The organism is Methylocystis sp. JR02 (genome assembly GCF_030063565.1).
In the GTDB taxonomy this organism is placed as follows: Bacteria; Pseudomonadota; Alphaproteobacteria; order Rhizobiales; family Beijerinckiaceae; genus Methylocystis; species Methylocystis iwaonis.
In genome coordinates this window covers 14,498-41,424 of the sequence record NZ_JASIRC010000003.1, presented here as the reverse complement: position 1 = coordinate 41,424, position 26,927 = coordinate 14,498, and the positions used below count along the sequence as shown (strand labels likewise).

Genomic DNA, 26,927 nt, shown 5'->3' with positions numbered 1-26,927 from the left:
GCGGAGATTTTTTGGTCGTCGGGATCGGCGCTTCGGCGGGCGGCCTCGACGCATGCAAGAAGCTTCTGGGCAACCTCCCCGCCTCAGATCGCATGGCGTTTATCCTGGTCCAACATCTCGATCCCACGCACGAAAGCATGATGGTGGAGCTGCTTTCGGCACACACCTCGATGACCGTCGTGCAGGCAAACGACCGCATGCCGATTAATCCCAATCATTTTTATGTGATCCCTCCGGGGTCATATCTGGCTGTCGACGAGGGAGTCCTGCGCCTCTCGCAACCGCTTGCGCCTCATGGCGCGCGTCTGCCCTTCGACTTTTTGCTGCATACGCTGGCCAGGAATTTCGGCCCGCGCGCTGTCTGCGTGATCCTCTCGGGAACCGGAACCGATGGCAGCCTGGGGTTGAATGCGATCAAGGAAAATCGCGGCCACGTTATCGTGCAAGATCCCGCGGAAGCGGCGTTTGACGGGATGCCGCGCAGCGCGATTATGACCGGCGTGGTTGACTTGGTGCTTCCTGTAGCGACGATTGGAGAGGCGCTCGTCGCATATGACCAGCGGCTGGCTGGTTTAAACGAGCAATCCGGAAATTCCCGAGCTGGCCCAGAAGATTATCTTCGGCAGATCGTCGACCTATTGCGCACAAAGACCGCCCACGACTTCACGCTTTACAAGCCGGGCACGCTAGAGCGCCGGATCGAGCGGCGGATGGGGATGATTGGCGGCAAGGCCGCCGACATGAATCAATATCTTGACCTGCTTCGAGGCGACGCCAAGGAGCTTGATCTTCTGGCAAAGGACTTGCTCATCCACGTAACGAGTTTCTTTCGTGACGCTCGGACGTTCGCGCTGCTGGCCGAGAAGATCATCCCGGATATTGTCAGGAACCATGCGCCTGATCGAAACATTCGCATATGGGTCGCAGGCTGTAGCACGGGCGAAGAAACCTATTCGCTCGCCATGCTGTTCCTGGAGCAGATCGTTGCAGAAAACCGCAGCCTCAAGCTCCAGATTTTTGCTTCCGATGTCGACCCAGACGCGGTCGCCAGCGCGCGCGAAGGTCTTTACTCTGAAGCCATCGAAAAAGATGTGTCTGCAGGGCGTCTTGCACGCTTTTTCACAAGCGAAGATCATTGTTACCGGGTGACGCCAGAGCTGCGTTCGACAGTGGTTTTCACTGTTCAGGATATACTCGCCGATCCTCCCTTTTCGCGTCTCGATCTCATTTCATGTCGCAATCTTCTAATCTATCTACGTCCAGAGGCGCAGGAGAAGGTGATTGCGCTGCTCCATTTCGCATTGCGCGACGGGGGCATCGTTCTCCTAGGCGGCGCCGAGACGATTGGTAACGTCGACGGTCGCTTCGAGGCGATCTCCAAATCCGACCGAATCTATCGGCGCATCGGTCGGAGCCGACCGGGCGACCTCAGCGCTTTGATAGGCGCCGCCTATGGAGGCGGGCCGCCCCGGCGTCAGGACCAGGAGCAGAAAGGGTTGCGCCCAGCGGCCCTAGCCGACCTTTGCCAACGGTTGGTCATCGAGACCTACGCGCCGGCGGCTGTGCTGATCAATCGCAAGTATGACTGTCTCTATTTTCTCGGGCCGACGGACAGCTATCTGAAAGTCGCGCCCGGTCATCCCGTTCAAAACCTGCTCACGATGGCGCGCGAGGGCTTGCGGACCAAGCTCAGGGCCGCGCTTCAACGGGCCGGTCAGGAGAATAGACGCATCTTCGTCGCCGGCGGGAAGATGAAGCGAAATGGTGACACGCATTCATTCAGCATCGACGTACAGCCGGTTGTGAGCGAAGGGGAAGAGCTGCTGCTGGTTTGCTTCATCGACCAGCCTGAGCCCGCTCCCGGGCAAGGCCACCAAGTGGCTTCCGGAGAATTTTCACGGATCGCTGAACTTGAGCAAGAACTCGAGGCCACGAAAATCGAGCTTCAGGGCGCGATTCACAATTTGGAGATTTCCAGCGACGAGCAGAAAGCGGCCAACCAAGAAGCGTTGTCCGTCAATGAGGAACTGCAATCCACGAACGAGGAGCTTCTGACCTCCAAGGAGGAATTGCAATCTCTCAATGAAGAGTTGACTGCCCTCAACGCCCAGCTCCAAGAAACATTGGAACGACAGCGCATATTATCCAACGATCTGCAAAACGTTCTCTACAGCACTGATGTGGCGACGCTCTTTCTGGACGCCAATCTCAATATCCGCTTCTTTACACCGACCACCAAACTGCTGTTCAGCGTCATCCCCACAGACGTTGGCCGGCCGTTGGCGGACCTCCGGTCTCTGGCGGCGGATGACGCGCTTCTAGCGGACGCACAAACGGTGCTGCAAGACCACTTGCCGATCGAACGAGAAATAGAGGCTCAGACCGGCTCCTGGTATAGCCGCCGGATCATGCTTTACCGCGCCCAGGATGATCGTGTCGAAGGCGTTGTGGTCACCTTTACCGATGTCACCGAAAGACGTCAGGCGCTGCAAGCGCTGGAAGCAGCAAAACGTCAAGCGCAACAGGCGAATATGGCAAAGTCGCGCTTTCTCGCCGCTGCAAGTCATGATCTCCGTCAACCGCTACAATCGCTCGTGCTGCTGCAGGGGCTGTTGGCCAAGACCGTCAAGGGAGAGAAGGCAAAGAGGCTGGTCGCGCGCTTCGACGAAACGTTGAACGCCATGTCCGGCATGTTGAACGCGCTGCTCGACATTAACCAAATCGAGGCAGGCACGATCCGACCGGAAATCGTCTGCTTTCCGATCAGCGATCTTCTCGAGCGGCTGAAAGGAGAGTTCGTCTTTCACGCGCAAGCGCAGGGACTTTCCTTCCGGATGGTCTCATGCAAGCTTTCGATATGCACCGATCCGGCGCTGCTCGAGCAGATGATCCGCAACCTGTTGTCTAACGCCCTGAAGTACACCCGAAAAGGCAAAGTGTTGCTCGGTTGCCGTCGGCGGAAGGGAATGCTGAGCATCGAGATTTGGGACACCGGAATCGGGATCCCCGATGGCGAACTTCGGGCGGTCTTCGACGAGTATCATCAGATCGACAACGCGGCGCGCGAACGCAAACGGGGACTTGGGCTCGGTCTTTCCATCGTGCAGCGCCTAGGAGGTCTGCTCGGCCATCAGGTCCGCGTCGCCTCTAAAATTGGGAAGGGCTCGGTCTTTGCCATTGAGGTCACAGTCCCGACAGACGAGTCCGCGCCGCTGCCAGGAGGGGGCGTTCGCGACAAGATTATCGAAGTAGCCAAAGGCGCTCCGCACACAGGCGCGGTTCTGGTCATCGAGGATGATCCAGAGGTTTGCGACCTCCTCAAACTTCTCCTTGAAGACGAGGGTTATCGCACAATGACGGCGCCCGATGGAATTGCGGCGCTCGATCTCGTTTTGCTCGAAGGCTTCCACCCCGATCTCATTGTCGCGGACTACAATCTTCCAAGCGGCATGGACGGGCTCGACGCCGCCGGGACACTTCGGAAAAGACTTCAACGCCAGATCCCGGTCATTATTTTAACCGGCGACATATCGACGAGCGCCTTGCACAAGATCGCGATCGGAGACTGTGTCCAGCTTAACAAGCCCGTAAAATCAGCCCAGTTGATGCGGGTCGCCGAACGGCTTCTCGCGCAGTCCGGTTTCGCAGCGTCGCCACCCACGCCTGTTCCAAACACAGGCGAAGATACCAAGGGCCGGGAGCTGGGCGTCATCGCCGTCGTCGATGACGACAAGCGAGTCCGCGAGACGCTGCGGGAAGTGCTCGAAGACGATGGCCGGGTCGTCAAAGAATTCGACGCCTGCGAGGAGTTTCTCGAAACCTATCACCCGGGCCGAGAGGGCTGTCTCCTGCTCGACGCCTATCTTCCTGGGATGAACGGACTCGACTTGCTGAGACGGCTGCAGGAGCGCGGCGCGCATCCGCCGACCATCATGCTCACTGGCGCCGCCGACGTAACGATGGCTGTCGAGGCCATGAAGGCAGGAGCGTTCGATTTCGTCGAGAAGCCGATCAGCCGCGACGACCTGCTCGCCTGCGTCAAGCGCGCGCTCGAACACGCGCGGGATGCGAACAAGTTGGCGGAATGGCAAGAGAATGCCGCCGCTCACGTGGCTGGTCTGACCGAGCGACAGCGCCAGATCCTCGATTTGGTCCTCGCTGGGCACCCTAGCAAGAATATCGCGGCCGATCTTGGCATTAGCCAACGCACCGTCGAGAACCATCGCGCTTCGATCATGAAGAAGATGGGCGCTAAATCTCTTCCGGAGCTGACCCGCTTAGCGCTTGCGGCTACTTCGAAAGGCTGATGGCGGGCGACATGTCCATAATTGCGCGTCGAGCAATGGCCTCCACGACCCCGTAGCACTTATAGGCGACGATTAATTTTGACGCTATCTCAATGCGCGCGGAGCATGCCCGCTTCTTGAGGCTCACGACCTTCCCTCACTTCTCAGAGGCGCGGTGTAGAATTTTTCACTCCGGCCTTTTTCGCGCGCGGTTTTAAATGAGCGCCCGGTTCTACGTGCGCCTTCTCGCTCCCTGAGTTTGGCGACGAAGACGGGACCCTCGCAGGCTCATTTGTCGGAGTCGGAGCTTGCAGGGCACCGCCACTTTCATTTGTTGGTCTATTTTGCGTAGCTTCATCGCGGCTAGGAACCTCGTCTGGCATAGGTCCCTTGGTGGGAGACCCGCCGACGCAGTTCGTGTTGTGTGGATCACAACTTGAACTAGCAGCACTCCGATCTCGCTCGGGTGAGTCGAATTCTGTCGAAGCCTTCGATGGCGCTGTTGGATGTTCGACAGTGGTATCGTCATTAGCTGGGTGATTAGTAGTAAAGATCGCGGCAATTCCGGCGTTAACCAGAGCACGAAATTGGACGATCTCTTCGAGCGGCACCGCATAGACGCCTATTCCAAATCCGATCGCCCCAGTGATCATAGCCGCAATGATGGTCAGGAAAGCTCCTCGCGACATTCGATACATCCTCCGAAAAAGAATACCCAGCTTATCTCAGGGGCATATTCCATACTCTGGCCGTTGCAGCAGCGCGTATTCCATTCGGTCCGCATCCATATCCTTATACGCCCCACGACAGTCATTGTGGATATTCCCCTGTTTCGCTTCAGCTCTTCTCTTGGAGTTTTTCTCGCGACAACCCACCGGAAGCGAGCGCTAAATTACGGAGGAACTCGTCGCGTTTCGAACCACCGGTTCCACCAAGCCAGCGATAAAAGCTTTTCTTGGCGAATTCGACAATCACCAGATAAACAATCACCATCGCGGACAATATGAAATAAAATCGACCAGGGAGCGGCTCAAACCCGAAATAGGGCCCCAAAGGAGTAAAGGGAAGTATCGCGCCCATCGTAGCGATAGTGAGGGATGTCGCGACGAGGACGGGATGCGCACGGCTTTTGAAAGGATTGCCGCGCGTGCGAATGATGAAGATCACCAAAACCTGAGTGGATAGCGATTCAACGAACCAGCCGGTCTGGAACAACGCTTCATTCGCCTTCATCACGACTAACATAACGTAGAAAGTTAGAAAGTCGAACACGGAACTGATCGGTCCGATGACGAGCATGAAGTTGCGAATAAAGCTCATGTCCAGGACCTGCGGACTGCGTACGTCCTCTGTATCTACTTCGTCAAGAGGGATCGGCACCTCCGAAATATCGTAGAGAATGTTGTTGAGGAGGATCTGAGTTGGCAGCATCGGCAAGAAGGGAAGAAACAGCGCCGCGCCCGCCATGCTGAACATATTGCCGAAGTTGGAGCTGGTGCCCATCATTATATATTTCATGATATTTGCGAAGGTGCGACGACCTTCCAACACGCCGTCGTGGACGACATGCAGATCCTGATCCAGCAGGATCATATCGGCTGCTTCTTTAGCGACGTCGACGGCTGAATCCACCGACAGGCCTACATCGGCCGAGTGCAAGGACGGAGCATCGTTGATGCCGTCGCCCAGATACCCGACGACATGACCGCGGGCTTTGAGCGCGAGGATTACTCGATCTTTCTGCGATGGATTGACCCGACAAAACAAATTGGCTTGTCCGACCCGGACACGCAAGGCGGAATCATCCATCTCTCCGATCTCTTTCCCCGTCAGAACTCCCGTAACGGGGATGTTCAAGGTCGTGCAGACGTGTTGGGTGACCAATTCGCTATCGCCGGTGACGATCTTCACCGTTACGCCGCTTTGGGCCAGCGCCGAGAGCGCCGCGCCGGCGCTTTCCTTTGGCGGGTCTAGAAATCCCGCGAACCCCGCGAATACCAACTCCGCCTCGTCGCCGACAACGGCATGAGGATGGTCCTTCGGGACCTGCCGCCAAGCGATGCCCAAGAGGCGAAAGCCTTCTTTTTCGAGGGCGATGCGTAGTCCCTGAATCCGTCCAATTCCGGTAGCATCGAGTGGAGGCTGGGTCTTATTCCCCTGTTCTTCATACCGATTACAAAGAGCCACTATCTCCTCGGAAGCGCCCTTGACCACCAGCAATCGGTCGTCGCCTTTCTCAACTAAAACAGAGATGCGGCGCCGCTCGAAGTCGAAGGGAACTTCGTCGATCTTTTTCCACGCGCTCACGTCGATGTCGTGGTGGTCGAGGATCGCGTCGTCGAGGGGGCTTTTCAGGCCGGTCTCGAAAAAGCTGTTGAGATAGGCAAGTTCCAAAACACGGTCGCTAGACTTCCCTTCCCCATCCACATGCTGTTCGAGCTTTATCTTCGCCTCAGTCAAGGTGCCGGTCTTGTCCGTGCAAAGGACATCCATCGACCCAAGATTTTGGATGGAGGCCAAGCGTTTGACGATGACGCGCTTCCTCGCCATGTGCAGCGCGCCCCGCGACAAGGTGACGGACACCACCATTGGCAGGAGTTCCGGGGTCAAGCCCACCGCAAGCGCGACTGCAAACAGAAAGGATTCAAGCCAAGGCTTGTGCAGTAGCGCATTAACCAGCAGCACAAACAGCACCAACAAGATCGTGAGGCGCATGATGAGCAGGCCGAAACGATGCGTGCCGATCTCGAAGGCGGTGGGCGGCGGCCGGCGACTAATGCTGTCCGCAATGGCCCCAATGGCCGTGTTGGCGCCTGTCTTCACCACGCGCATTCTGCCGCTGCCACTGATGACGCTTGTGCCCATGAACACAGCATTGGCGGCGTCTTGCAGATCGACCGCATCACCCGATAGAATTCCGGAACGCTTTTCGACAGGATAGGGCTCCCCGGTCAACAGCGCCTGCTTGACGTATAAATCGCGCGCTTCCAGGACCAAGCCATCCGCCGGGATCATATCGCCGGCGGAGAGCACGGCGAGGTCGCCTGGAACCACATCGGTCACCAGCGTATCCAATGGTTTGCCGTCGCGTATCACCGTGGCCCGCAGCGATACGGACTGACGCAAGCTTTCTGCTGCTTTACCGGCGCGGTGCTCCTGAACGAAATCTAGCGTCACGCTGAACAGCACCATCGCCGAGATGATTAGAAAGTTGGCGACTTCGCCGGTCAGCGCTGAAATCGCGCTGGCCACGAGCAAAAGAACGACGAGAGGGTTCTTGAAGCGAGAGAGAAATTGCAGAAGCAGTGACTGTTGTTGACGGTCGCGAAATAGGTTGGAGCCAAACTCGGCGAGACGCGAACGCGCCTCTGCGCTCGTCAAGCCAGCCGCGTCGGTAGCCAATTCGGCCTCGTGGTTCGCAAGTGGCTTCAGCCACCAAGCAGCTTCCTCAGGCTGGACCTTGGATGTTGCGCTGGATTTCTTCCAGAGAAGGAGTCGATGAGTCACCCACAAGGCAACGAAGGCTACGAAATATACGCCAACAAAGTAATAGAGGAATCGAGGCACGATCAAGCCCGCGTGGATCGGCACGACGGCGAAACTGGTGAGAGTCATTAGAGCCCCATTTCTGGATACGCCGCAGCCTGGCCTGGAGACGCCGGCGATCCCCGCCGACGCGCGAATAAATCCCTCACAGAAGCCCCGTGAGTCGACGGGCATTTGTTCATATGCGTCAAGGTGCTACATATTGAGGCGCAATCCGTTTTACCTCAAGGCCGGCCATAAGGGCTTTCGGCACAAACACGTCTAGACGCTGAAAGGGCCCGGCTGGTAGTGTCTCATTAAGGCGAGCGTGCGCACGCCGACAAATATCCCTAAGAGGTGACCCATGGCCGATATCCAAATAGCGAATATCGAGCAGCATCCAAACGGAAGATTGCTTTTTAGCGTTCGGGCGCAGGCTAGCGGGGGTAGGATGGAATTTCCGATCGCGGTGCAGGATGAAGGAAGTGCGGAGCGGAATGAAGTAGCTGCCCTGCGATCTACGCTTCGCTTTGCCGAGGAGTTGGCCGAATCCGTTCGGCTACGCCTAGGATTATGAACTTCCGGATCGGCGAATCTGAGATCGCCGTTGAAATTCATGAGATTCAGGACGACCGCGTTCGGGGCTGCGCAAAGTGCTCTCGATTAGCGCCGTTCCTAAAGAAAGCATTGCCGAAGAGAACCGCCCTCGCCCCCGGCAGATGAGGAGAGAGCCAGGCCACCGCGGCATCTGTGGGGCACTTTCCGAAACGTCTTACCAGCGCCCACTGCGGATCTGCTGAAACGAGCGTTCGACCAGTCGATGTCCGCGCAGCACTCGTCAAAAGAACCGCAGCATTCGGCGATTAGGAGACGCGTGAAGACTCGTCCTCTCGCGGAGCCGTCAAATTGCATTCCCGATTACAGCCAAAGAAGGCAGCGCGGACTTCGCTGCGGACCACTTCAGCGTTCGAGGGATGCGCCCTCCCCGCACTTGGCGCGAGCAAGGTTGAAACCTATATCTATCCTACGGAAATTCAAGCGACCAATCTCTGCTTTAGACGACACCGCCGCGATAATGAGGCCAACCGCCAATGCTTGGGTGCAGGCATGTCTGACATCACAGAACAAATACGAAAAGAAATTAGGGAGTGGCAGAAGCAAAGCGGCGTCAGGGTGCCCGAGCAAGTGCAACAAATCCTTGTGGCAGCTGTGAGCGCGATCGTCTACGACCCGCACCCGGGGTGGCGTTTGCCAACTGGAATGGAGCCTTGGCCCTCGAAAGATGAGGGGCTGCGAGAGATTCAACAGGATGCTATCAAAAAAATACCTGATATACTCGTCGACTTGGCCAAAGCCTCTCCCGGAGAGGCGGGCATAAATACATTTACGTTGCTACACTCCGGACCTAATATGCTTGAGAAACTTTGCCCCTTTGACAAGGGCCATTAAATGCCGAGGTTCTCGTCCATACGCCAAACGCCGCTCGGTGGCGCAAAGCACGACTATACGCTTCTATAGGCGATTACGAAGGATGGGAGCGGGCATGAAGATCAGAGCTGGCCTACCTTTCGACCATCCACTTCAGCGCCAAGTCACCATAACCGTGCGTCAGTGTCCCAAGTAGGATGACGGCGACGCCGACGACCCTCTCGGCAATAACGTCATGCACAACGCCCCGGCGCACAAGTTTGTGTTCCGCTCGCTTCCGCTGCAAAAATTGACGTGAAGAGTAACCCGACGAGGGAGCCTGAGGCGAAGGGCTGACGGCGTCGAGCAAGCCAGTTGGCAACTGGCGATCGACGGTTTCCTGGAGGCCCGTCCGAAAGAATGGCCGTGCGGTCACAATGACTCCCAAGCATGTCACGGCTGCACCAAAACGCGACCCGATCTCAGGTTCATAAGTAGCGAGGAACCACGCGACATGCCCTGTACATATCAACAGGAAAATCACAGTGTACCCAAGCCAAGTCCACCAATGCCGGCTCATGCGCGCTCCTCTCGCTTGATACCGATTGTTCCGCTTCGCGTATAGCTGACCCGTTCTTATGCTTGACAGCCGCGCGGCTCCCTTCACGGTCTATGGAACGCGAGCACGATCAGCAAACTCCGAGCACGAGTTCGTCGAACATCGTCATCGAGCCTAATGACGCGCGGCGCCCATTTCACAACGGTAGTTTGAAACTACGTCGGGCCGGGCGCGTTAAGCGCATTCGAGCAGAGGAGAAAATCATGGGCTTAATGAAATCGATTCAAAAAGACGTGACCGACTCAGCGTCCGCAGTCGGGGCCGGTGTTTCGGAGTGGTTCGATCGACGTGGGCCTGTCAAGAACGCGGTAGCGCGCGCCGGGTCCGCGCTTACTGGAGGAGCCCGGCCGAGTTGGAGTCGTCCTTCTGTCCTCGGTTCGGCCGCGCTTGGTGTCGCGGCTGCGATGGGCGCGCTCGCCTATTACAATATCCGCAAAACGCGCCAGGACGAAATGGAGCATCCGCCAATTGGTCAGTTTATCAACGTCGACGGCATGCGCCTGCACTACATCGACAAGGGCAAGGGCGATGTCGTGACTCTCGTACACGGCAATCTCACGCTGGCGGAGGATTTCCTGCTGAGCGGCATCGTCGACAAGCTTGCGGAGCGCTACAGGGTCATCGTCTTCGACAGGCCAGGCTTTGGGTACAGCGAGAGACCCCATCGTGTTTGGACGCCGAGCGCCTATGCGGAGTTGTTGCAGAAGGCGTTTTCGCAGCTCGCAGTCGAACATGTGACGGTCGTCGCCCATTCTTTCGCGTCGCTCATCGCCCTGGACCTCGCGCTCCAATATCCGGCGCTGGTCGAAGGGCTGGTGCTGATCGCGGGCTATTACTATCCGACGGCGCGAGCGGATGTGTTCTTCATGTCCTTTGCGGCTATCCCCGGACTTGGCGACATCATGCGCTACACGATCACGCCGCCGCTCACGCGGCTTTTCCTGCCGGGCGTTTTGAGGTGGCTCTTTTCGCCAGCGCCGGTTACGCAGCGATTTGAGAAGGGTTTCCCCAATTCCTTCGCTGCGCGCCCGGTCCAAATTGGCGCGGAAGCGGAGGACAGCGTTCTGATGGTGGCCTCGGCGATGAAGCTGGAAGCGCGCTATGGCGAGCTGAAGCTCCCGATCATCATCCTGGTGGGAGATGGCGACAAGATGGTCGATATCGATCGCCAGTCGAAGCGCTTCCACGATGAGGTGCCGCAAAGCGAACTTATCGTGATCCCTGGCGCCGGCCACATGGCGCACCATACCGCGCCAGACCAGGTCGTGTCAGCGGTCGATCGTGTGGGGAGCCAGGGGAGGAAGCCGGCGACGACCGATCGCAAGCAGGAGGCTGCCTCTTCCTGGTCGAGTTTCAGCTGAACTTCAGGCGGGCGTCTTTGCGCCCGTCTCCATTCCCGACTGGGCGGAAGGGGTCGCTTGCCCGCGCCCGTCGGATTTAAACGTGCTCGCGCATACTCTTCTCATATTTGGACAAATCAGCGAGAAACTCCGCGCTTTCAGGGGCGAGGCTTTCAGGCAGCTCCGACCGCCATACCGCCGATATGTAATTTTCGACCGTGATCGGCACGCCGTCCCTGATCAGCTGCTGTAGGACGTCGTCACCTTCGTAATAGCGCCACGCTGGATTCGTAGGCATCGTTTTGTCCCTTCATGGAGAACAGAGACCGCTGCATCCCGCGGCGCCAAGTTGGGGAGTTGCCCGGGGCTTATTCTATGCAGCCCATCGATTTGTGCACGATAATGGAAAGGCTGGTCCTTCTCTATTGGGGACTGTGCTTAGCAAGGCTGCTACGCGGACGTCAGGCTGCTAACGGTAGCGCCGCGCTAACCGAGCGAAAAAGTCTCGCGACGCTCTTATCTATCGGCGGGTTGGCTGAACATCGTTAATGAGCGCCAGGAGGGCCGATATCTCCACCGGCTTCACCAGATGGTGATCGATTCCCGCTTCCTTTGCATGAGTGACGTCCGAGGGCGTACCATGTCCGGTGATGGCCATCAGCGTGGCATTCGCCGTCGCGGGATCAGCGCGCAGATGTCTTGCGACTTCGTATCCCGTGATATCAGGCAGGCCGATATCGAGCAGGACAATATCAGGACGCTTCTCGGCCGCGGTCTTCAAGGCGCTTTGTCCGTCACGCGCCAGGAAGACCTGATGGCCATCAAGCTCCAGCACGCACTTCAACGTCTCTGCCACGTCGGAATTGTCTTCAACGAGAAGGATGCGTCGAGCTACGCCAGGCTTGTCGGCAATCGAGCCTCCGCGCGGAGGCTCGACCTTCTCTTCACCCGAATTTGAGAGCGGCAGTCGTACGATGAACTCCGCTCCTTTACCGGGCCCCTCGCTTCTCGCGATGACGGAGCCTCCGTGCAGTTCGACGAGACGCTGCACCAATGAGAGGCCGAGGCCGAGGCCGCCGATCCGGTTTTGAGAAGAAGGATCAGCTCGCATGAAGAAGTTGAAGACTTGAGGCAAAGTCTCCGCCGCGATCCCGATCCCATTATCCGCCACCGACAAGAACGCGTCGCCGCCGTCCCGCCGCAAGGCTACCCAAATTCGACCCTTTTCCTGCGTGTATTTATTCGCGTTGTCGAGCAGGTTCGTAAGAATCTGAACGAGCCGCACTTCGTCGCCATCGACGAAGAGCGGCTGCGAATCTTGTTCAATGGCAAGTTCCTGGCCGCGCTGATCGATCGAAGATTTGACCGTGGACAGCGCCGCCTTGAGGACTTCGCCAAGATCGACCCGCTCCTTTGTGAGATTCATCCCCTCGCCCGACCTGATCTTGGCGATGTCCAACAGGTCGTCCACAAGTCGCGCGAGATGCGTCAACTGACGTTCGCAGATCTCCTCCAGGCGCCGAAACTCTGGGTCTTGCGGCAGCCGTCTTTCGATGATCGCCAACGCGTTGCGAAGCGGCGTGAGCGGATTGCGCAGCTCGTGTCCAAGCATCGCCAGAAATTCGTCTTTCCGCCTGTCTGCCTCGCGCAACATCTCCGCCTCACGCCGGGAGTTCTCCGCAAGTCGCTTTTCCGTGATATCCGTGTTCATGCAGACCCAGCCGCGAAGGGCGCCGGTCTCCGAACTCAAAGGTGCGGCGCGTATCTGGGTCCAGCGCCAATCGCCGCTTTTCTGTCGCATGCGAAATTCGGCTTCAAGTGGCTGGTGCGTCTTCATGCGGCGGCGCCATTCAGAGAGGAATGCCGTCCGGTCGTCGGGGTGCACCGCGTCGAGCCACCCTTCTCCCCGTCTTTCCATTGCAGATTGACCGGTGAACGCTCGCCAGCTCGGCGAGTCCTCGACAACCTTGCCCTCGGCGTCGGCGGTCCAGACTGTCTGGGCGTAAGCAGCCACGAGGACCCGGAAGATTTCCTCGCTGTTCCGCGCGTCGAACTCCACTTTCTTGAGCTGAGTGATGTCCACCAGAGTGATGACGACTCCTTGCGCCTCGTCGGAGGAGGATCGGTAAGGATTGACCCGGCTAAGATACCATTCGCCCCCCCGACTCTGGATCTCGCGCTCAACGGGCGTCAGCGTTTCGAGGACTCGCATCGCATCCTGGTCGAGAACGTCGTATCCAAAGCCATGGCGCAATTCCGCGAACGGACGCCCCTGGTCGCTCGTGCGAATATTGAGCAGCCCCTGCGCTCGCGGCGTCGCGCGCATAATGCGCAAATCCTTGTCTAGAAAGAGAGTTGCGATCTCCGTCGCCGCCATCAGGTTCTGCAGATCGCTGGTGAGCTGGCTCAGCGCTTCAACTTTGTCTCGGTTCTCCTGATTGACCGTCTGCAGCTCCTCGTTCATCGACTGCAGTTCTTCCTTGCTGGTCTCCAACTCCTCCATCGTGGAGCGTAGCTCCTCATTGACGGATTGCAGCTCTTCGTTGGTCGCCCGCATTTCCTCTTGAGAGGTCTCATATTGCTCAATGACCGTATGCAGACGGTCTTTGGTTTCTTCGAGTTCGGCGCGCGCCTCCGCTGCGTCTTGACTTAATGGGACGGCTGGCACTCCTTCGGACGCTTCGGACTCGAGGAAAATGACCATATTCAGGTTGCCGAGGTCGGCGCCCGTAGAGGGCTGAACATAGAGAACGACTTGTTTTGGCCTGCCTTCAATCTGGATCGGAATAGGCCCTGTCCTACGGCTTTCGCCGTGTTCGACCGCGGCGTGTAACGCCGCGCGCAATTCTACGCATAATTCCTCGCGCGCGAGCCTGAAAACGCTCCCCGAAAGTTCGCCTCCGGGGATACGCAAATATCGGCCGGCGCGTTCAGACGCATGCACAAGACGAAAATCCTGATCGACAAGGATGCTCGGCGGCGCAAAACGCTCGACAATTTTCTGGTGTAGCACGCCGTAGCTTCCGGCTCCTTCGACTCGCGAGTTTGCAGCCTCGACGGAGCCGTAGCGTCGCAACGTCTGCGGAAACACTGGTAGCTTCGGCTCCGGCGCCGGCACATTACGGCGGCGGTACAGACAATGCTGTTTGCTCTCCAGATGGAAAAGCCCGCCTCGATCCATGGATTCGGACGGACCGAGAAGAAGTAACCCTTCAGGCCTGAGCGCGTAATGAAAAAGGTCGATGACGTCGTGTTGCAAATTACGTTGAAGATAGATCAAGAGGTTACGGCAAACGATAAGGTGTAGCCGCGAAAAAGGGGGATCACGCAGCAGATTGTGAACCGCAAAGACGACGACTTCCCGCACTTCTTTCCGGATTCGATAGCCGCTGTCTTCCTTGACGAAGAACCGTCGCAGACGCTCCGGAGGGATCTCCACGTCGATCGATTCGGGATAATAGCCATCACGCGCAAGGCGTAGCGACGGCTCGTGAAGATCTGTCGCGAAAATCTCGATACGGGGCGGATCGGTGACGAGTCCTGCATGCTCGAGCAGCAGCATCGCGAGACTGTAGGCTTCCTCACCCGTTGCGCATCCGACCGACCACACGCGGATAGTGTCGGCGGATGTCTTCCCCTTGAACAGTTCGGGAACGATCTCTTTCTGGAGATAGACGAAAACGTCGGCGTCACGAAAAAATTGCGTAACGGTGATAAGAAACTCCTCCGCGAGCAAGCTGGCTTCGTATGGATCGCTGCGCAGGAATTGGAGATAGTCTTCGAGAAGCTCTTTCTGATTGAGCTGCATTCGACGTCGTATCCTGCGGGCCACGGTCGAATGCTTGTACTGGGAGAAATCGATATTTGTGCGCGCTCGAACTTCGGTGAGAATCTCCTGAAGGAATTGGCGATCACTGTGTTTTTCTATCGCGTCTGGACTGTCTGGAAGCTCGATTCGCGGTCGCGTTGTCGCGAGACGCATAATGTGCGCCGGCATCTCTTCGACCGGCAGAACGAGATCCACGAGTCCGGTTGCGATCGCGCTCTGGGGCATGGAACCGAATTGCGATTCGCTCGGCTCCTGTGCGATTGTGAACCCCCCGAATTCCTTGATGATCCGCACCCCGTAACTGCCGTCCGCCCCGGTTCCCGAGAGAATGACGCCGACGCAACGGTCGCTGTGGACCTTCGCCATCGTTTCGAAAAAATGATCAATCGCCGATCGCTCCTGCTTGCGCCGATCGATTTTCGAAGGTCGAAGGCGACCGTCTACGAAAGAGAGATCCTTTCCGGGCGGAATAACGTAGATATGGTTCGGCTCGACGACGAGTTCCTCGGCTACCTGAGTGATCGGCATGGGAGAAAAGGGAGTCAGGACCTCCGCCATGAGGCTCGGCTGGTCAGGGCTCAAATGAACGACGATAACAAAAACGATGCCGCTGTCGCCTGGCAATGCGGGAAGGAGCGTCTTGAGCGCATCGAGACCACCCGCGGAAGCGCCGATGCCGACGAACAGCAAAGGTTCAGTCACTATATCAGACATGCGTCTCCCTATGCGCCCCTGTGAACAGGATCTAGTAGCACATTTAAATTGAGAAATCCGCGCTGTCGCCGGCTCTGGTGCGAAGGGAGTGAACGGGGCATAGTCGGCAGGGTTAGCTGGGCCGGGTGATTTTGATGCTGAGCGTCGACGAGCTTTTCAAGGGCCGCCATTTCGAGCGCGAGATCATCATTCTCTGCGTGCGCTGGTATCTGCGATACAAGCTCAGTTTCCGAGATCTCATGGAAATGATGGCCGAACGTAGCTTGTCGCTTGCTCATACGACCATCATGCGCTGGGTTCAGCGCTATGTCCCCGAGTTCGAAAAGCGCTGGAACCGCTTCGCGCGCCCGGCCGGCGGCTCCTGGCGCGTCGACGAGACCTACGTCAAGATCAAGGGCCGTTGGACCTATCTCTACCGCGCCGTCGACAAAGCGGGAAAGACCGTGGATTTTTTGCTGCGCGCCAAGCGAGCCGTCGCCGCCGCCAAAGCGTTTTTCCGTCGCGCCTTCGCGAAGCACGGACGCTTGCCGCAGAAAATCACGCTCGACGCATATCAGGCGTCGCATCGCGCGGCGCGTGAACTACTGGCGCAGCGTCAAGGCGGCCAGCGCATGCGTATTCGATCTTCCAAATATCTGAACAATCTCATTGAACAGGATCACCACTCCGTCAAGCTGCGTTTGAGCCCGATGCTCGGGTTCAAGCGCTTCAGACACGCCGCGATCACCATCGCGGGCGTCGAACTCATGCATCGCATCAGGAAAGGTCAATTCAAATTGGAACCGCGGGAAAAGCCTCGCCGGAAATCTGGAGCGCGGTGCTCGCTGCCTGATCCCAACGCTATGACGCATCCTACATCGCATGGCCGTTTCCACAATTTGCACCAGAGCCCGTTAGCCCGCCGCCGATAGCTCCAACTCGACGGCTGAAACCGAGCCTGCGGAGAATCGCCAGGACGCCGCCTTCAACTCCGTCTCCCGCGGGCAGAACACGTCCGGCTGATCCTGATTGACATAGCTCCTGAGGTTCTCCGGCGCGATCTCGATCACGCGGCCGCTCTTCATTCCCGGGAAGCTCGCCTCCACCGCCCGGTTGTATTGGACGTTAACGACATGCAGGAACAGCTTGTCGCCCGCGCGGCTCGCCGCGATGTCCAGCCCCGCCGGCGCGGACGTCACCGCCACTCCGTGCGTGCCATTGTGCTTGCGGAACAGCCGCGCGATCGACCCGGCTGGCATCAAATAGCTCCTGCCGCGCGGCGTCGGCGTCATCACCGCCGTGGTCGTCCAGCGATTGCCTTGCAGGTCGGCCGCGGTGGCGATGCGGATGCGCTCGCCGTGACGCTGATAAATATTCATCGACCGCGCGTGGTACGCCGCCGAGAGCCACTCATAGAGGATCGGGTTCGTGTTGTGCGGGCTCAGGCTGAGGTGCCCCTCTGTGATCGCGATCGGCTTCTTCGTCGCCTGCTCGATCTCGACCACGCGCCGCTCCACCGCATCGGATAGCTCCACGAGCTCTTCCCACGCGCGCGCCGGGTCCTGCTCATAGCGGAGCCCCTTGAGCACCGTATCCGGCCGCGTCGGGCTCTGCCCCATCATGTGGATGGCGGCGAAGTCGAGGAGCTCGCCCGCCTGCTTCTCCATGTCCGTCGCCCAGAGCTTTCCGTCACGGCCCCGGTCGCCCCACCCGATGAGCTTGATCGACGAATCGACCTGCCGCATCGCCCTGGCGAACTCGATTGTGTGTGCGATCGCCTCCTCTCTGGTGAAGCACCCCGTTCCGTACGAAGTCTCGTTGCCGATCTGCCAGAGTTTCAGCTTCGAGTACCGCACCCACTCCGCCGCCTCTTTAGCGCCGCCGGTGCGCGCGGCATAGCGCTTCTCCCCGTCGCTGAGGAAGTTCACGCAGAAGAACGGCTCCGCGTTGACGCGGCGGCAGAGATCGACAAACTCGTCCGTGCCGATGCGGTTCCTCTCCCACCCGCCCCAGACATAGTTGCGCATTGGCGGTCGCTTGGTAGCCGGGCCGATCCCTTCGCGCCACTTATAGTAACGGCTGAAGAGCCCCCCGAAGCGGATGGCGCCGGGAGCGAGATCGCGCATAGCTTCGACGAAATCCTCGCGCCAGTCATCGGCATCATAGTCCCAACAGGCTTCGACCGAGCCATCAGTAGCGCCAAGTGGCTCCATGAATTGCATGTAGAGCCACGGCGAGATCTCGAACAGCGGCTTGGGATCGACGACGATCGCGTTGGCGTCGGCGGCGGTGAATTCGCGGCGGGAAAGCATCTTCCATGATAGTGCGCGATCACGGACTTGGTCCACCCGCCGAAGCGCTCGCGAGACAAGGCCTATATGCTCGGTCAGCTTTGTCGCAATTTTTTCGCAGGTCGGTATGGGCTATGCTCGCCGGGCGTGGGGCAGGCGGAATAGTGCGATGATCGATTTCAAGGGGAGCCATTTTGAACGCGAGGTGATCCTGTGGGGCGTCCGTTGGTATGTGGCGTATCCGCTGAGCTATCGTCAACTCGAGAAATGATGGAAGAGCGAGGCGTCGAAGTCGACCATTCCACGCTCAACCGCTGGGCCGTCAAATATGCGCCTATGCTGGAGAAACAGTTTCGAGCATGCAAGCGTGGGGTCGGGTCGAGCTGGTGTCTCGATGAGACCTATGTGAAAGTCAAAGGCTGCTGGAAATATCTCTATCGGGCGGTGGACCAGGCCGGCACGACAGTCGATTTCTTGTTGACGGCCAAGAGGGACTGCAAAGCCGCGTTGCGCTTTTTGCGCAAGGTGATCGGCCAGCACGATGCGCCGGAGAAGATCACGTTCGACAAGAGCGGCGCCAACACCGCGGCGATCGAAAGCTACAGTGCGGAGCATGAAACGGCGATTGAAATCCGCCGCATCAAATACCTCAATAATATTGTCGAACAGGACCATCCAGCGGTGAAGCGAGTGACGCGACCGATGTTGGGTTTCAAATCATTTCGATCGGCTGCTGCGACACTTTCTGGGATTGAGCTCATGCATATGATCCGAAAGGGACAGTCGCGGGCCAGGGGAATATTGCGTCCAGCACAGCAGTTCTGCGCCTTGGCCGCGCGAGCCCACGTCATCCTCATTCCATAAACAAAATTTGCGACAAAGCCCCAGAAAGTCATCATGGACCTCGGGTTGCCAGGAATGAACGGTTACGAGCTGGCGCGCGAAATCCGGAAGCTTCCTAACGGCCCGAATCTCGTTCTGATCGCCCTCAGTGACTGGGGTCAAGAAGAGGTCCGTCGACGAGCGTTGAAGGCTGGGTTCAATCTAGGCGCAAGGCAAAGACCCCAACGTGCTGCTGCTCGGCTTCCTAGGCATAGAGCGCTTCGTGCAAAACGGATACGGAACAATTTGCTTCTCAAATGCTTAAAGGTGGGACAGCGACGTGCAAGTCGGCGACTTCGAGGCTTGAGCCTTCCACTTCCGAAGAAAATCCCGGACTCGAAACTCGTTGAGTGTCACCGTGCGAGTGGTTCTTTCCCTCTCGTTTGCATACGACTCAGGAGCTCACATGAACAGTATGACCGAGAAGTCCAAGGGCGTGGCCAATGAGGCGATTGGCAATGTGAAGCAGGAGGCGGGCAAGCTCGTCGGATCCGACAAGTTGGAAGCGGAAGGTGTGGCGCAAGAAGCGAAGGGCGCTGTGCAGAAGGGGATTGGCGAGGCTAAGGCAGCCGTTGAGGCTGGAGCCGACAAGGTTGCCGATGCGATCAAAAAGAACCGTTAACTCATACGGAATGTCGGCGGGCGATGCGTCGCTCGTTTACTGATCCTTTGCGCACGGCGTCCTTTAGAGAAATTCGAAGCAGCTAATCAGGAAACCCGAACGGATCACTCATGACAACGATAATGCACGATTCTCTGAATCGGAGGTTTAAAATGCAGAAGAATGTGAAATCTGCCCTGGCTGCCGCTTTGTGCGGGGCGACCGCGCTGGCTGTCTTACCAACTGAAGTTTTGGCTGGACCCATGACCGCGGCGCCCCCAGGGAGCCTGGGAATAACCACGCCGGTCGAAAGAGCATACTATCGGGGCAATCGCCGCGGTTATTATCCAGGTTACGGCGGCTATTATCAGCGAGGCTATGGATATAGCCCCGGGGCGGCCGTCGCTGGCGCCGCAGCTGGTCTTCTCGGCGCCGGGATCGCGGGCGCCTCGGGCTACGGCAGCGGCTATCCTAGCTACGGCGCTGGGGGCTTTGGCTCTGGCGCCCCGTATGGCGGCGGGCCGTGCTATCAGTGGGACTCCATCGCCGGCTGGGTGTGGCGCTGCTGATAAAAACGACCGCTTGGCCCAGCGCTGTAATTGCACGTGGGTGCGGCCACCGGGCTACGTCAGTTAGAGGCCCGGATAATGTAACCGCATACTTCGCGTGAAATTCAGGTGGCGCGACGTTCTCGCGCCGCGGCGATCGAACGGAACCGGGTCAAGGGAAACCAACCAATGGCAACCAGTACAGGCACGAACGAGTCCGACGTGCTGAGAATCCGATCAACGAAGCGGGCTCAATTGTAGCAGAGCGTGCCGGTGATGCAGCCGAGCAAATCGGCAAAGGTACGAAAGCCGCGATGCAGACCGCTAACGCGGCTGTCACATCGGCCAAAGAAATTGGCGGGTAGGCAGTCGATCAGGCGACAAACGTGGCCGGCAATATCCGTCAAGCCGTGGAAACGTCCGCGCGCGAGAACCCCTTAATGACAATTCTTGTGGCGGTGGGCGCCGGCTTCGTATTCGGGGTGCTGTGGCGCTCCGGGGGATCAAAAGACTAAAGCTGGTGTTTGGCGGTAAAGTTAGCGACGGCAGCGCTTCGAAGACTAGTCTGCTCCCGCGTCGCGTATCCGGATGTCGTTCAACTTCTTGCAGCCACCCCTACCTCTTCATAAGGAAGGAGCCCTGCGGGGCGGTGACTGCGAACGGCGGAAAAGGTTTCGACGGATCTCTGGAGTCCGCTCCGTGAACGAAAACCTTGCATCGCCCGCTCGCGTTTTCGGATGGGAACATGCGAGGTTTCCGCGCGATTGTTGAGGCCCTTGTGTTGGCGATGCTCTACTTTCGGCATGACCTTGCGCCGGGCGGCGCCGTAGGAGCTGAGTCGCTCATTCGAGACCGTATCGCCCGGAATTACCTACGTTGGAGTTAGCCTGACATCGCGTATTCTCAAGCCAAGATGGCTCCCGACAGCTCTGGTGTAAAATTCCACGCATAGACACAAAGTGGTATCTGGGCGGTTCAATTTAATCAGGCAGCAAGCAGCCGGTCCAAATCTCGGACCCAGTCTTGCCTGCTACTCGAAGCTAATACGAACTGACGTTTCCGAATTTGATGAATGAGCTCGATACCAGTCGCCGCCCGTGAGGCAGCGCTGGCTAAACTCCATGAGGCGCAAAACACAAGTCTTTGCCGATGGGGCGTTTGCAAGGTCGTTCGAGTGGGAGATCGCGAGCGTCGCAGCGTGTCTTTTTCTTTGCGTTCCGTTGTTGGCCTGCTGACATTCGGACCTCATGGTTCCGCATCGTCCGGGACAGGCTTGCAACTTTGCGGGCGGCGGGGCGCCAAAGCCAATGACTGACGGCCTTCGCAGTTGGAACGAGGGGCTATCCCGCCTGTTATTTCAGTAAAGTGGTCGCGCTTATCCCCGCCTGTCGAGAGCTTCACCATGAGCAGTACCGTCGGCGATTTCTTTGTGCACCGGCTCTATGAATGGGGCGTCCGCCGCATCTTCGGATATCCGGGCGACGGCATCAATGGCGTGCTCGGAGCCTTGCAGCGAGCGACGGAGAAGATTGAATTCGTTCAGGTGCGTCATGAAGAAATGGCCGCCTTCATGGCTTCAGCCCACGCGAAATTCACGGGCGAGATCGGCGTATGCCTCTCGACCGGCGGCCCAGGCGCCTCTCACCTCATCACTGGACTCTACGACGCCAAATGCGATCACATGCCGGTCCTCGCCATCACAGGCCAGGCACCGCGTGCATCGAGAGGAGCGCATTATCAGCAGGAACTCAATCTCGATCGCATGTTCTCCGATGTCGCGGCCTTTGTGCAAGAGGCGGAGACGCCCTCGCAAGTGCGGATGCTCACCGACCGCGCGGTCCGGATAGCAAAGGCGCAAAACGCCGTTTCCGTCATCGTCCTGCCGGGCGATTTGCAGGATCTCGAATATGACGAGCCCCCCGCAAACATGGCGCCGTGCAAACGGGTGTGGGCTATTCGCGTCCGCTGGTGGTTCCCTGTTCTCAGGATATCCGTCGTGCCGCTGACGTGCTGAACGCCGGGCGAAAGGTGGCGATTCTGATCGGCGCCGGCGCTCTTGGCGCCAGAGAAGAAGTCATCGCCGTCGCGGAGAAGCTGAAAGCAGGCGTCGCCAAGGCCCTTCTAGGCAAGGCGGCGGCGCCTGACACGCTGCCATGGGTCACGGGCTCCATCGGGCTTCTCGGCACCAAGCCGAGCTATGACATGATGATGGCGTGCGACACGCTTTTAATGATCGGTTCGGGCTTCCCTTATTCGGAGTTCCTCCCGCTGGACGGACAGGCGCGTGGCGTTCAGATTGACATAGACGCATCCATGCTCAGCATGCGCTATCCCATGGAGGTAAATCTTCAAGGAGACGCCGCCGTCACATTGCGCGAACTGCTGCTTCGCCTCGACGAAAAGACCGATGCGAGCTGGCGCGACTGGATCGAGCGCAAAGTCAGCGACTGGTGGGAGTTGCTCGAAGACCGCGCGTTGGCTCCGGCCAATCCGGTCAATCCGCAGAAGGTTGCGTGGGAGCTTTCGCCCCGCCTGCCGGAGGACGCGATCATTACCTGCGACTCCGGCTCCTGCGCCAACTGGTATGCGCGCGATCTCAGGATTAGGGGCGAAATGATGTGCTCGCTTTCAGGCGGCCTCGCCTCCATGGGCGCCGCCGTGCCTTACGCCATCGCCGCGAAATTCGCCCATCCCGGACGGCCGGTGATCGCGCTCGTGGGCGACGGCGCCATGCAGATGAATAATATGGCCGAACTGATCACGGTTTCGAAATATTGGCGCGACTGGGAGAGCCCGAAATGGGTCTGTTGCGTCTTCAACAATGAAGACCTTAATCAAGTTACCTGGGAGCAGCGCATCATGGAGGGAAATCCTAAATACGAGGCGACGCAGAGCATTCCGGACGTTCCCTATCACCGCTTCGCCGAGCTGATCGGTTTGAAGGGCATTTTCGTCGACGATCCTTCGCGTGTTGCGAGCGCCTGGGAGGAAGCGCTGGCCTCGGATCGGCCCGTTGTGCTCGAAGTGAAGACGGACCCCGAGGTACCGCCGCTGCCCGCGCATATCTCTTTCGAGCAGGCGCGCAATTTCGCGACCACGCTCTTTAAGGGTGACCCCAAGGAGGGCGCGCTCATCGTCGGCGCGGCGCGACAGGTCTTCGCGAGCATTCTGCCGAGCGAGAGAGAATGAGAACGAAGCCGTTCCCGTGCCTGCTCGGCACCCTTGTGTTTGTGCGCTGTTGACGCATATGCCTGCAGCGGCGCGAGACAGATGCCAGAGGTAACGGGAAAGCCTGTCTCGCGCGGAGTCCCTTCCGGACGCGCGCGCGCTCTATGGTTTCTACTCGGGGGACCGCTAAATTACCCGGGTTGTCATGAACGCTAAACGGCCCGCGTCTTTGAGCGTGCCGTTTTTGCAATGCGCCCCCTGAGCGGGGTTTCCCTAAAGGCCTTTGAAGCCGATTAAGGGAAACAGTGGCAGGTCGGGCCCGGAGAGTTCCGTGGCTCTGGCGCTAGCCGCTTCTCGGCGCGATCCAAGCGCCATTTCATCCTCGTCTGATACGCAAAGGCGATGGGCCTAGCGTAACTCCGACATCACTGGCTTTTACCCAAGGGCCTCACAGCTGGGAACTTTGAATTCGTTCTTGGCAACCAGGCCCGCCGCCTTGGGCTAACTCTCAACGCCTCTCTTTTTCAAGATATCCTTTAACACCACCATCGTGCGCTCTACGACTGCGCTTTCGACCTTGAAAAAGCCGGCCTCCTCGCGTTCCATTTCGTCGGCTGGCTCCGTCTCGCAGAGTGGTTGTCGAATATCGGAAAGTCTTTCCGCCAGCAGCTGCAAAACCCGTAAAAGCTCAGCCGCATCCGTCTGACTTAGACTCAGCGTCACTTCATTTGCCATCGTACTCTCCGCGCCTTCCCTTAAAATGGAGCGCGTAAGAGATATTTTCAGAGGCCCTTTCATCAGAAGGCGCTTTTAACCAGCGTCAACAGAGATGACGTGAAGAGCTTTTTGCTTAAGTTCGACCCAGCGCTCGTGAGAGATTTCGTAATGCGTCAATCACAATCACAATCACAATCGCAGGCGTCGAGCTCATGCATCGGACTCGTAAATGTCAGTTCGCGTTGGGTAAGCTCCGAGTAGCAGGCAAGACGGTGCCGGAAATTTGGACCGCCGTGCTTGCCGCCTGATTAAATGGAACGACCAAACACCACTTCGTCTCTTTCATGGAATTTTGCACCAGAGCCGGACAACCTCGGCGAAGGCTGGAGAAACTGAGCGGCGAGGCGCCAAAGTAAGGAGCGTTAAATATGGCGGCTCTTTATTTAATCGAAATGGTATTTGCTTAAATAACGCGACTCGGGCATGTTCCAACTATGAGCGCTCAAGCCCCTGAAATCACCCGCCTCGGCCGCCACGTGGAGACGCCCGTCGGCGGCGAAATAGTACGCGCCTTCGTTCCCCCTCCGTTGCCGCCAAACCCGGAAATCGACCTCCTCCCCTTGCTCGGTCGATTGAGCGCCGCGGAGCGCGCGCTCGGCCGGCTCGACGGCGCCGCGGTCTTGCTGCCGCGGCAGGAGCTCTTTCTCTATATGTATGTCCGTAAGGAGGCGGTGCTTTCGTCGCAAATCGAGGGCACGCAGTCGACCCTCGCCGACCTCCTGCGTTTCGAGACGGAGGCTCAGTCCGGTCAGCTGATCGACGACATTCGAGAAGTCTCGAATTACGTCGACGCGATGATGTACGGTTTGGAGCGACTCAAGGAATTTCCGCTGTCGCTTCGATTGATCCGTGAGCTCCATGCTCGTCTTCTGCAAAGCGGTCGCGGGGAGAAGAAAGATCCCGGCGAATTTCGTCGCTCCCAAAATTGGATCGGGGGCACCCGGCCGGGCAATGCGCTCTTCGTTCCGCCGCCTGTGAGCGAACTCGACGCCTGCCTGGACGCTTTCGAGCGTTTCATCCATGAAACCCAATCGCAGCTGCCGCCGCTGATCAAAGCCGGCCTGCTTCACGTCCAATTCGAGACCATTCATCCGTTCCTCGACGGCAACGGTCGCGTGGGGCGTCTCTTGGTGACGCTCTTTCTTTGCGCCAATGGCGTGTTGCGCAACCCGCTCCTCTATCTCAGCCTTTATCTGAAGACGCATCGCGCGGACTATTACCGGCTCTTGCAGGAGGTCCGCGAGAATGGGGCCTGGGAGGCGTGGCTCGAATTCTTTCTCGACGGCGTCGCTCAGACGGCGAACCAAGCTTTCGAAGCGGCCGTGCGCATCGCCGATCTCTTCGCGAAGGATCGGGAGCGCATTGCGATGGAGAGCGACCGGGCGGGTTCCGCGCTGCGAATTCACGATCTCCTCCAGCAGCATCCATTCGCCACCGCAAACGACCTCGTCATGCGCACGGGGTTGACCGCGCCTACCGTCAATGCCGCGCTGGCCGATCTCGAGCGTCTTGGCGTCGTCGATGAGATAACCGGCCGTCGGCGTGGACGCGTTTTCAGCTACCGCGCTTATCTCGACATTCTGGGCGAAGGGACGGCTCCGCTGCGGGGATGATCGAGCCTTGAGCCAAGTGGGCGCTCAGCGCGAAGCAGTTGTTCTCTGGGCGCGAACGCTTCAACCTACCCTGACCGCGCGATGGCTCGCTGGCGGATGTGCTCTACCCAACGTCTCGGCATGACTTCTTCGAGAGGGCCGCGCGCCGGCCTGAGAGAGCAGCGATGTCGCCACAAACGGCTCGCTTACCGCAACGCTCCCCGCCGACTTCTTTCCCCTGCCCTACGCTAGCGCTTCGGGCATTCCTCGCGACCCAGAGAAGTCGGCGGGGAGCGTTCTTCGCTTTGCTTCGACCCTTCGGGTGCGGCGCGATCCGCCCGTGGCTCCGAATCGCTGTCAGGGCGCGGATCGGCGCGGCCTCAAGCGAAAGAGCCACGCCATGGACGAAGAAGTCGCCTCCCTGCCCTTCGGGACGCTCGCTTCGGATCACGAAGTCCAATCGCCTTGGTCGCACCTTCTCGATGAACTGGCTTTGCATGGCTACCGCCCCCTGGACGACCAGCCTGATCCGCGTCCCCTGCCCTCTTCGGATGCCGCGTCTCTTGCGCTCGAATCCGCCGTCGACGCTCTGTCCGGCCTCCTTCTCGACACCCCGCCTCGAGGCCGATCTACCCACTTCCTGTGATCCTTCGTCAATCTCTTCCATCGCAAGGCCGAGCGCATTGAACGCGAACTCGACGACAATGAAACCGCGCAACGGCCTCGCAGGCCGAACAAGACGGCTCGGAAATCCGGATCGGTCGAACTGGAGCGATTAATCGCGCAAGGGCTGACGCTGGTCGAGCGTCGCAACGCCTTCGAATTCTTCCGCGACCATCTCGCGGAGCTCTACGCGACCGCGATTGGCTCCTCCCGGTGCCCGCGCTCAGGGTCGCAAGCCAATCACCGCGCCCTGTCGGCGGCCGACAGCCGAGATTTCCTGAACGCCAGAAAGCTTGCAGACATGCAGGTGCTACTGCCCCCCGGTCTTCGCATTGTTTTCGCCGGCGGGAGCAGATTGCAACGATCTCGTCGGATCTGGGATGCGCTCGACAAGGTGCGTGCGTAGCACACGGACATCCTCCTTCAAGAAGCCGACCCGAGGGGCGCGGAGCGGATCGCCGCTCGCTGGGCGGACAACCGCAAAGCTCCGCAGGTCGCCTCCAAACTGGAATGGACTCCACAAGAGCGCGGCGCCATTCAAGCGCAACGACGCGATGCTCGAAGCGCTTCCCATCGGGGTTATCGTCTTTCTCGGATCGGGGATCGTCGAGAACCTCACCGACAAGGCGCGGAAGATGTGGGTTCCGGCGTGGAGGTTTGCGAAGGGTGGCGTATGAGCCCCCCGGGCCGAAGGACGATGATAGGC

The 26,927-nt window shown here is 58.7% G+C and carries 13 protein-coding genes and 4 pseudogenes; 11 read left to right on the top strand and 6 right to left on the bottom strand.

The genetic code is table 11. The features are described from left to right. The first annotated feature begins 11 nt into the window (after positions 1–11). Positions 12–4,307: a chemotaxis protein CheB gene (locus QNA11_RS19975; RefSeq protein ID WP_349362232.1), complete on the top strand. Its 4,296-nt coding sequence runs from the start codon at positions 12–14 to the stop codon at positions 4,305–4,307. Between the two features lie 816 nt (positions 4,308–5,123). Here QNA11_RS19975 and mgtA read toward each other — a convergent pair. Then, positions 5,124–7,901, bottom strand: a complete 2,778-nt coding sequence (gene mgtA / locus QNA11_RS19970; RefSeq protein WP_281932575.1) for a magnesium-translocating P-type ATPase — start codon at positions 7,899–7,901, stop codon at positions 5,124–5,126. A gap of 1,017 nt (positions 7,902–8,918) precedes the next feature. Between mgtA and QNA11_RS19965 the strand changes: the two genes are divergently transcribed. Together QNA11_RS19965 and QNA11_RS19960 are read left to right on the top strand one after the other, a co-directional pair. Then, the gene (locus tag QNA11_RS19965; protein ID WP_281932574.1) at positions 8,919–9,260 is read left to right on the top strand and encodes a hypothetical protein; all 342 of its coding nucleotides are present in this window, start codon (positions 8,919–8,921) and stop codon (positions 9,258–9,260) included. Between the two features lie 600 nt (positions 9,261–9,860). Continuing rightward, positions 9,861–11,198 (top strand): alpha/beta fold hydrolase, encoded by a 1,338-nt coding sequence (locus QNA11_RS19960; RefSeq protein WP_283484505.1) that lies wholly within the window; start codon positions 9,861–9,863, stop codon positions 11,196–11,198. 76 nt (positions 11,199–11,274) lie between these two features. Here QNA11_RS19960 and QNA11_RS19955 read toward each other — a convergent pair whose 3' ends face one another. Both QNA11_RS19955 and QNA11_RS19950 read right to left on the bottom strand, forming a co-directional pair. Then, positions 11,275–11,475, bottom strand: a complete 201-nt coding sequence (locus QNA11_RS19955; protein WP_283484504.1) for a hypothetical protein — start codon at positions 11,473–11,475, stop codon at positions 11,275–11,277. 222 nt (positions 11,476–11,697) lie between these two features. Further along, positions 11,698–15,720, bottom strand: coding sequence for a chemotaxis protein CheB (locus QNA11_RS19950; RefSeq protein WP_281932571.1), 4,023 nt, complete (start codon positions 15,718–15,720; stop codon positions 11,698–11,700). A gap of 134 nt (positions 15,721–15,854) precedes the next feature. Here QNA11_RS19950 and QNA11_RS19945 point away from each other — a divergent pair, with 134 nt between their 5' ends. Then, complete coding sequence (locus tag QNA11_RS19945; RefSeq protein ID WP_413661935.1) at positions 15,855–16,631, top strand: IS6 family transposase; 777 nt, start codon at positions 15,855–15,857, stop codon at positions 16,629–16,631. On the opposite strand, the gene QNA11_RS19940 is transcribed toward QNA11_RS19945, so the two are convergent. Beyond that, positions 16,614–18,011, bottom strand: a complete 1,398-nt coding sequence (locus QNA11_RS19940) for an alpha-L-arabinofuranosidase family protein (RefSeq protein WP_281932570.1) — start codon at positions 18,009–18,011, stop codon at positions 16,614–16,616. The two genes, QNA11_RS19945 and QNA11_RS19940, sit on opposite strands and share 18 nt — an antisense overlap. A 148-nt stretch (positions 18,012–18,159) precedes the next feature. Here QNA11_RS19940 and QNA11_RS19935 point away from each other — a divergent pair. From QNA11_RS19935 to QNA11_RS19925, 4 genes and pseudogenes are all read left to right on the top strand, one after another. Next, positions 18,160–18,854 (top strand): IS6 family transposase gene (locus tag QNA11_RS19935; RefSeq protein WP_281932569.1). Its coding sequence is split into 2 segments (ribosomal slippage): positions 18,160–18,253 and positions 18,253–18,854, totalling 696 coding nucleotides; the frame shifts between segments, so codons are not numbered across the junction. Between the two features lie 27 nt (positions 18,855–18,881). Beyond that, positions 18,882–19,319, top strand: a pseudogene (locus QNA11_RS20860) (response regulator); the annotation flags it as partial. Beyond that, the gene (locus QNA11_RS19930) at positions 19,279–19,494 is read left to right on the top strand and encodes a CsbD family protein (protein ID WP_281932568.1); all 216 of its coding nucleotides are present in this window, start codon (positions 19,279–19,281) and stop codon (positions 19,492–19,494) included. The pseudogene QNA11_RS20860 and the gene QNA11_RS19930, both read left to right, overlap by 41 nt. A gap of 242 nt (positions 19,495–19,736) precedes the next feature. After that, entirely contained in the window at positions 19,737–20,042 is a 306-nt protein-coding gene (locus QNA11_RS19925; RefSeq protein WP_281932567.1) for a hypothetical protein, read from the top strand. A 631-nt stretch (positions 20,043–20,673) separates the two neighbouring features. Here the strand turns inward: QNA11_RS19925 and QNA11_RS19920 are convergent. Beyond that, positions 20,674–20,859: pseudogene (locus QNA11_RS19920) on the bottom strand (DDE-type integrase/transposase/recombinase); the annotation flags it as partial. 564 nt (positions 20,860–21,423) lie between these two features. Between QNA11_RS19920 and QNA11_RS19915 the strand changes: the two are divergent. Continuing rightward, positions 21,424–23,210: pseudogene (locus tag QNA11_RS19915) on the top strand (thiamine pyrophosphate-requiring protein). 480 nt (positions 23,211–23,690) lie between these two features. Here QNA11_RS19915 and QNA11_RS19910 read toward each other — a convergent pair. Then, positions 23,691–23,924, bottom strand: coding sequence for a hypothetical protein (locus QNA11_RS19910; RefSeq protein WP_281932564.1), 234 nt, complete (start codon positions 23,922–23,924; stop codon positions 23,691–23,693). 476 nt (positions 23,925–24,400) lie between these two features. Between QNA11_RS19910 and QNA11_RS19905 the strand changes: the two genes are divergently transcribed. Next, on the top strand, positions 24,401–25,579 hold the full coding sequence (locus tag QNA11_RS19905) for a Fic family protein (RefSeq protein WP_281932563.1): 1,179 nt from the start codon (positions 24,401–24,403) through the stop codon (positions 25,577–25,579). A gap of 379 nt (positions 25,580–25,958) precedes the next feature. After that, a pseudogene (locus QNA11_RS19900) lies at positions 25,959–26,898 on the top strand (DUF2493 domain-containing protein). Positions 26,899–26,927 lie beyond the last annotated feature (29 nt).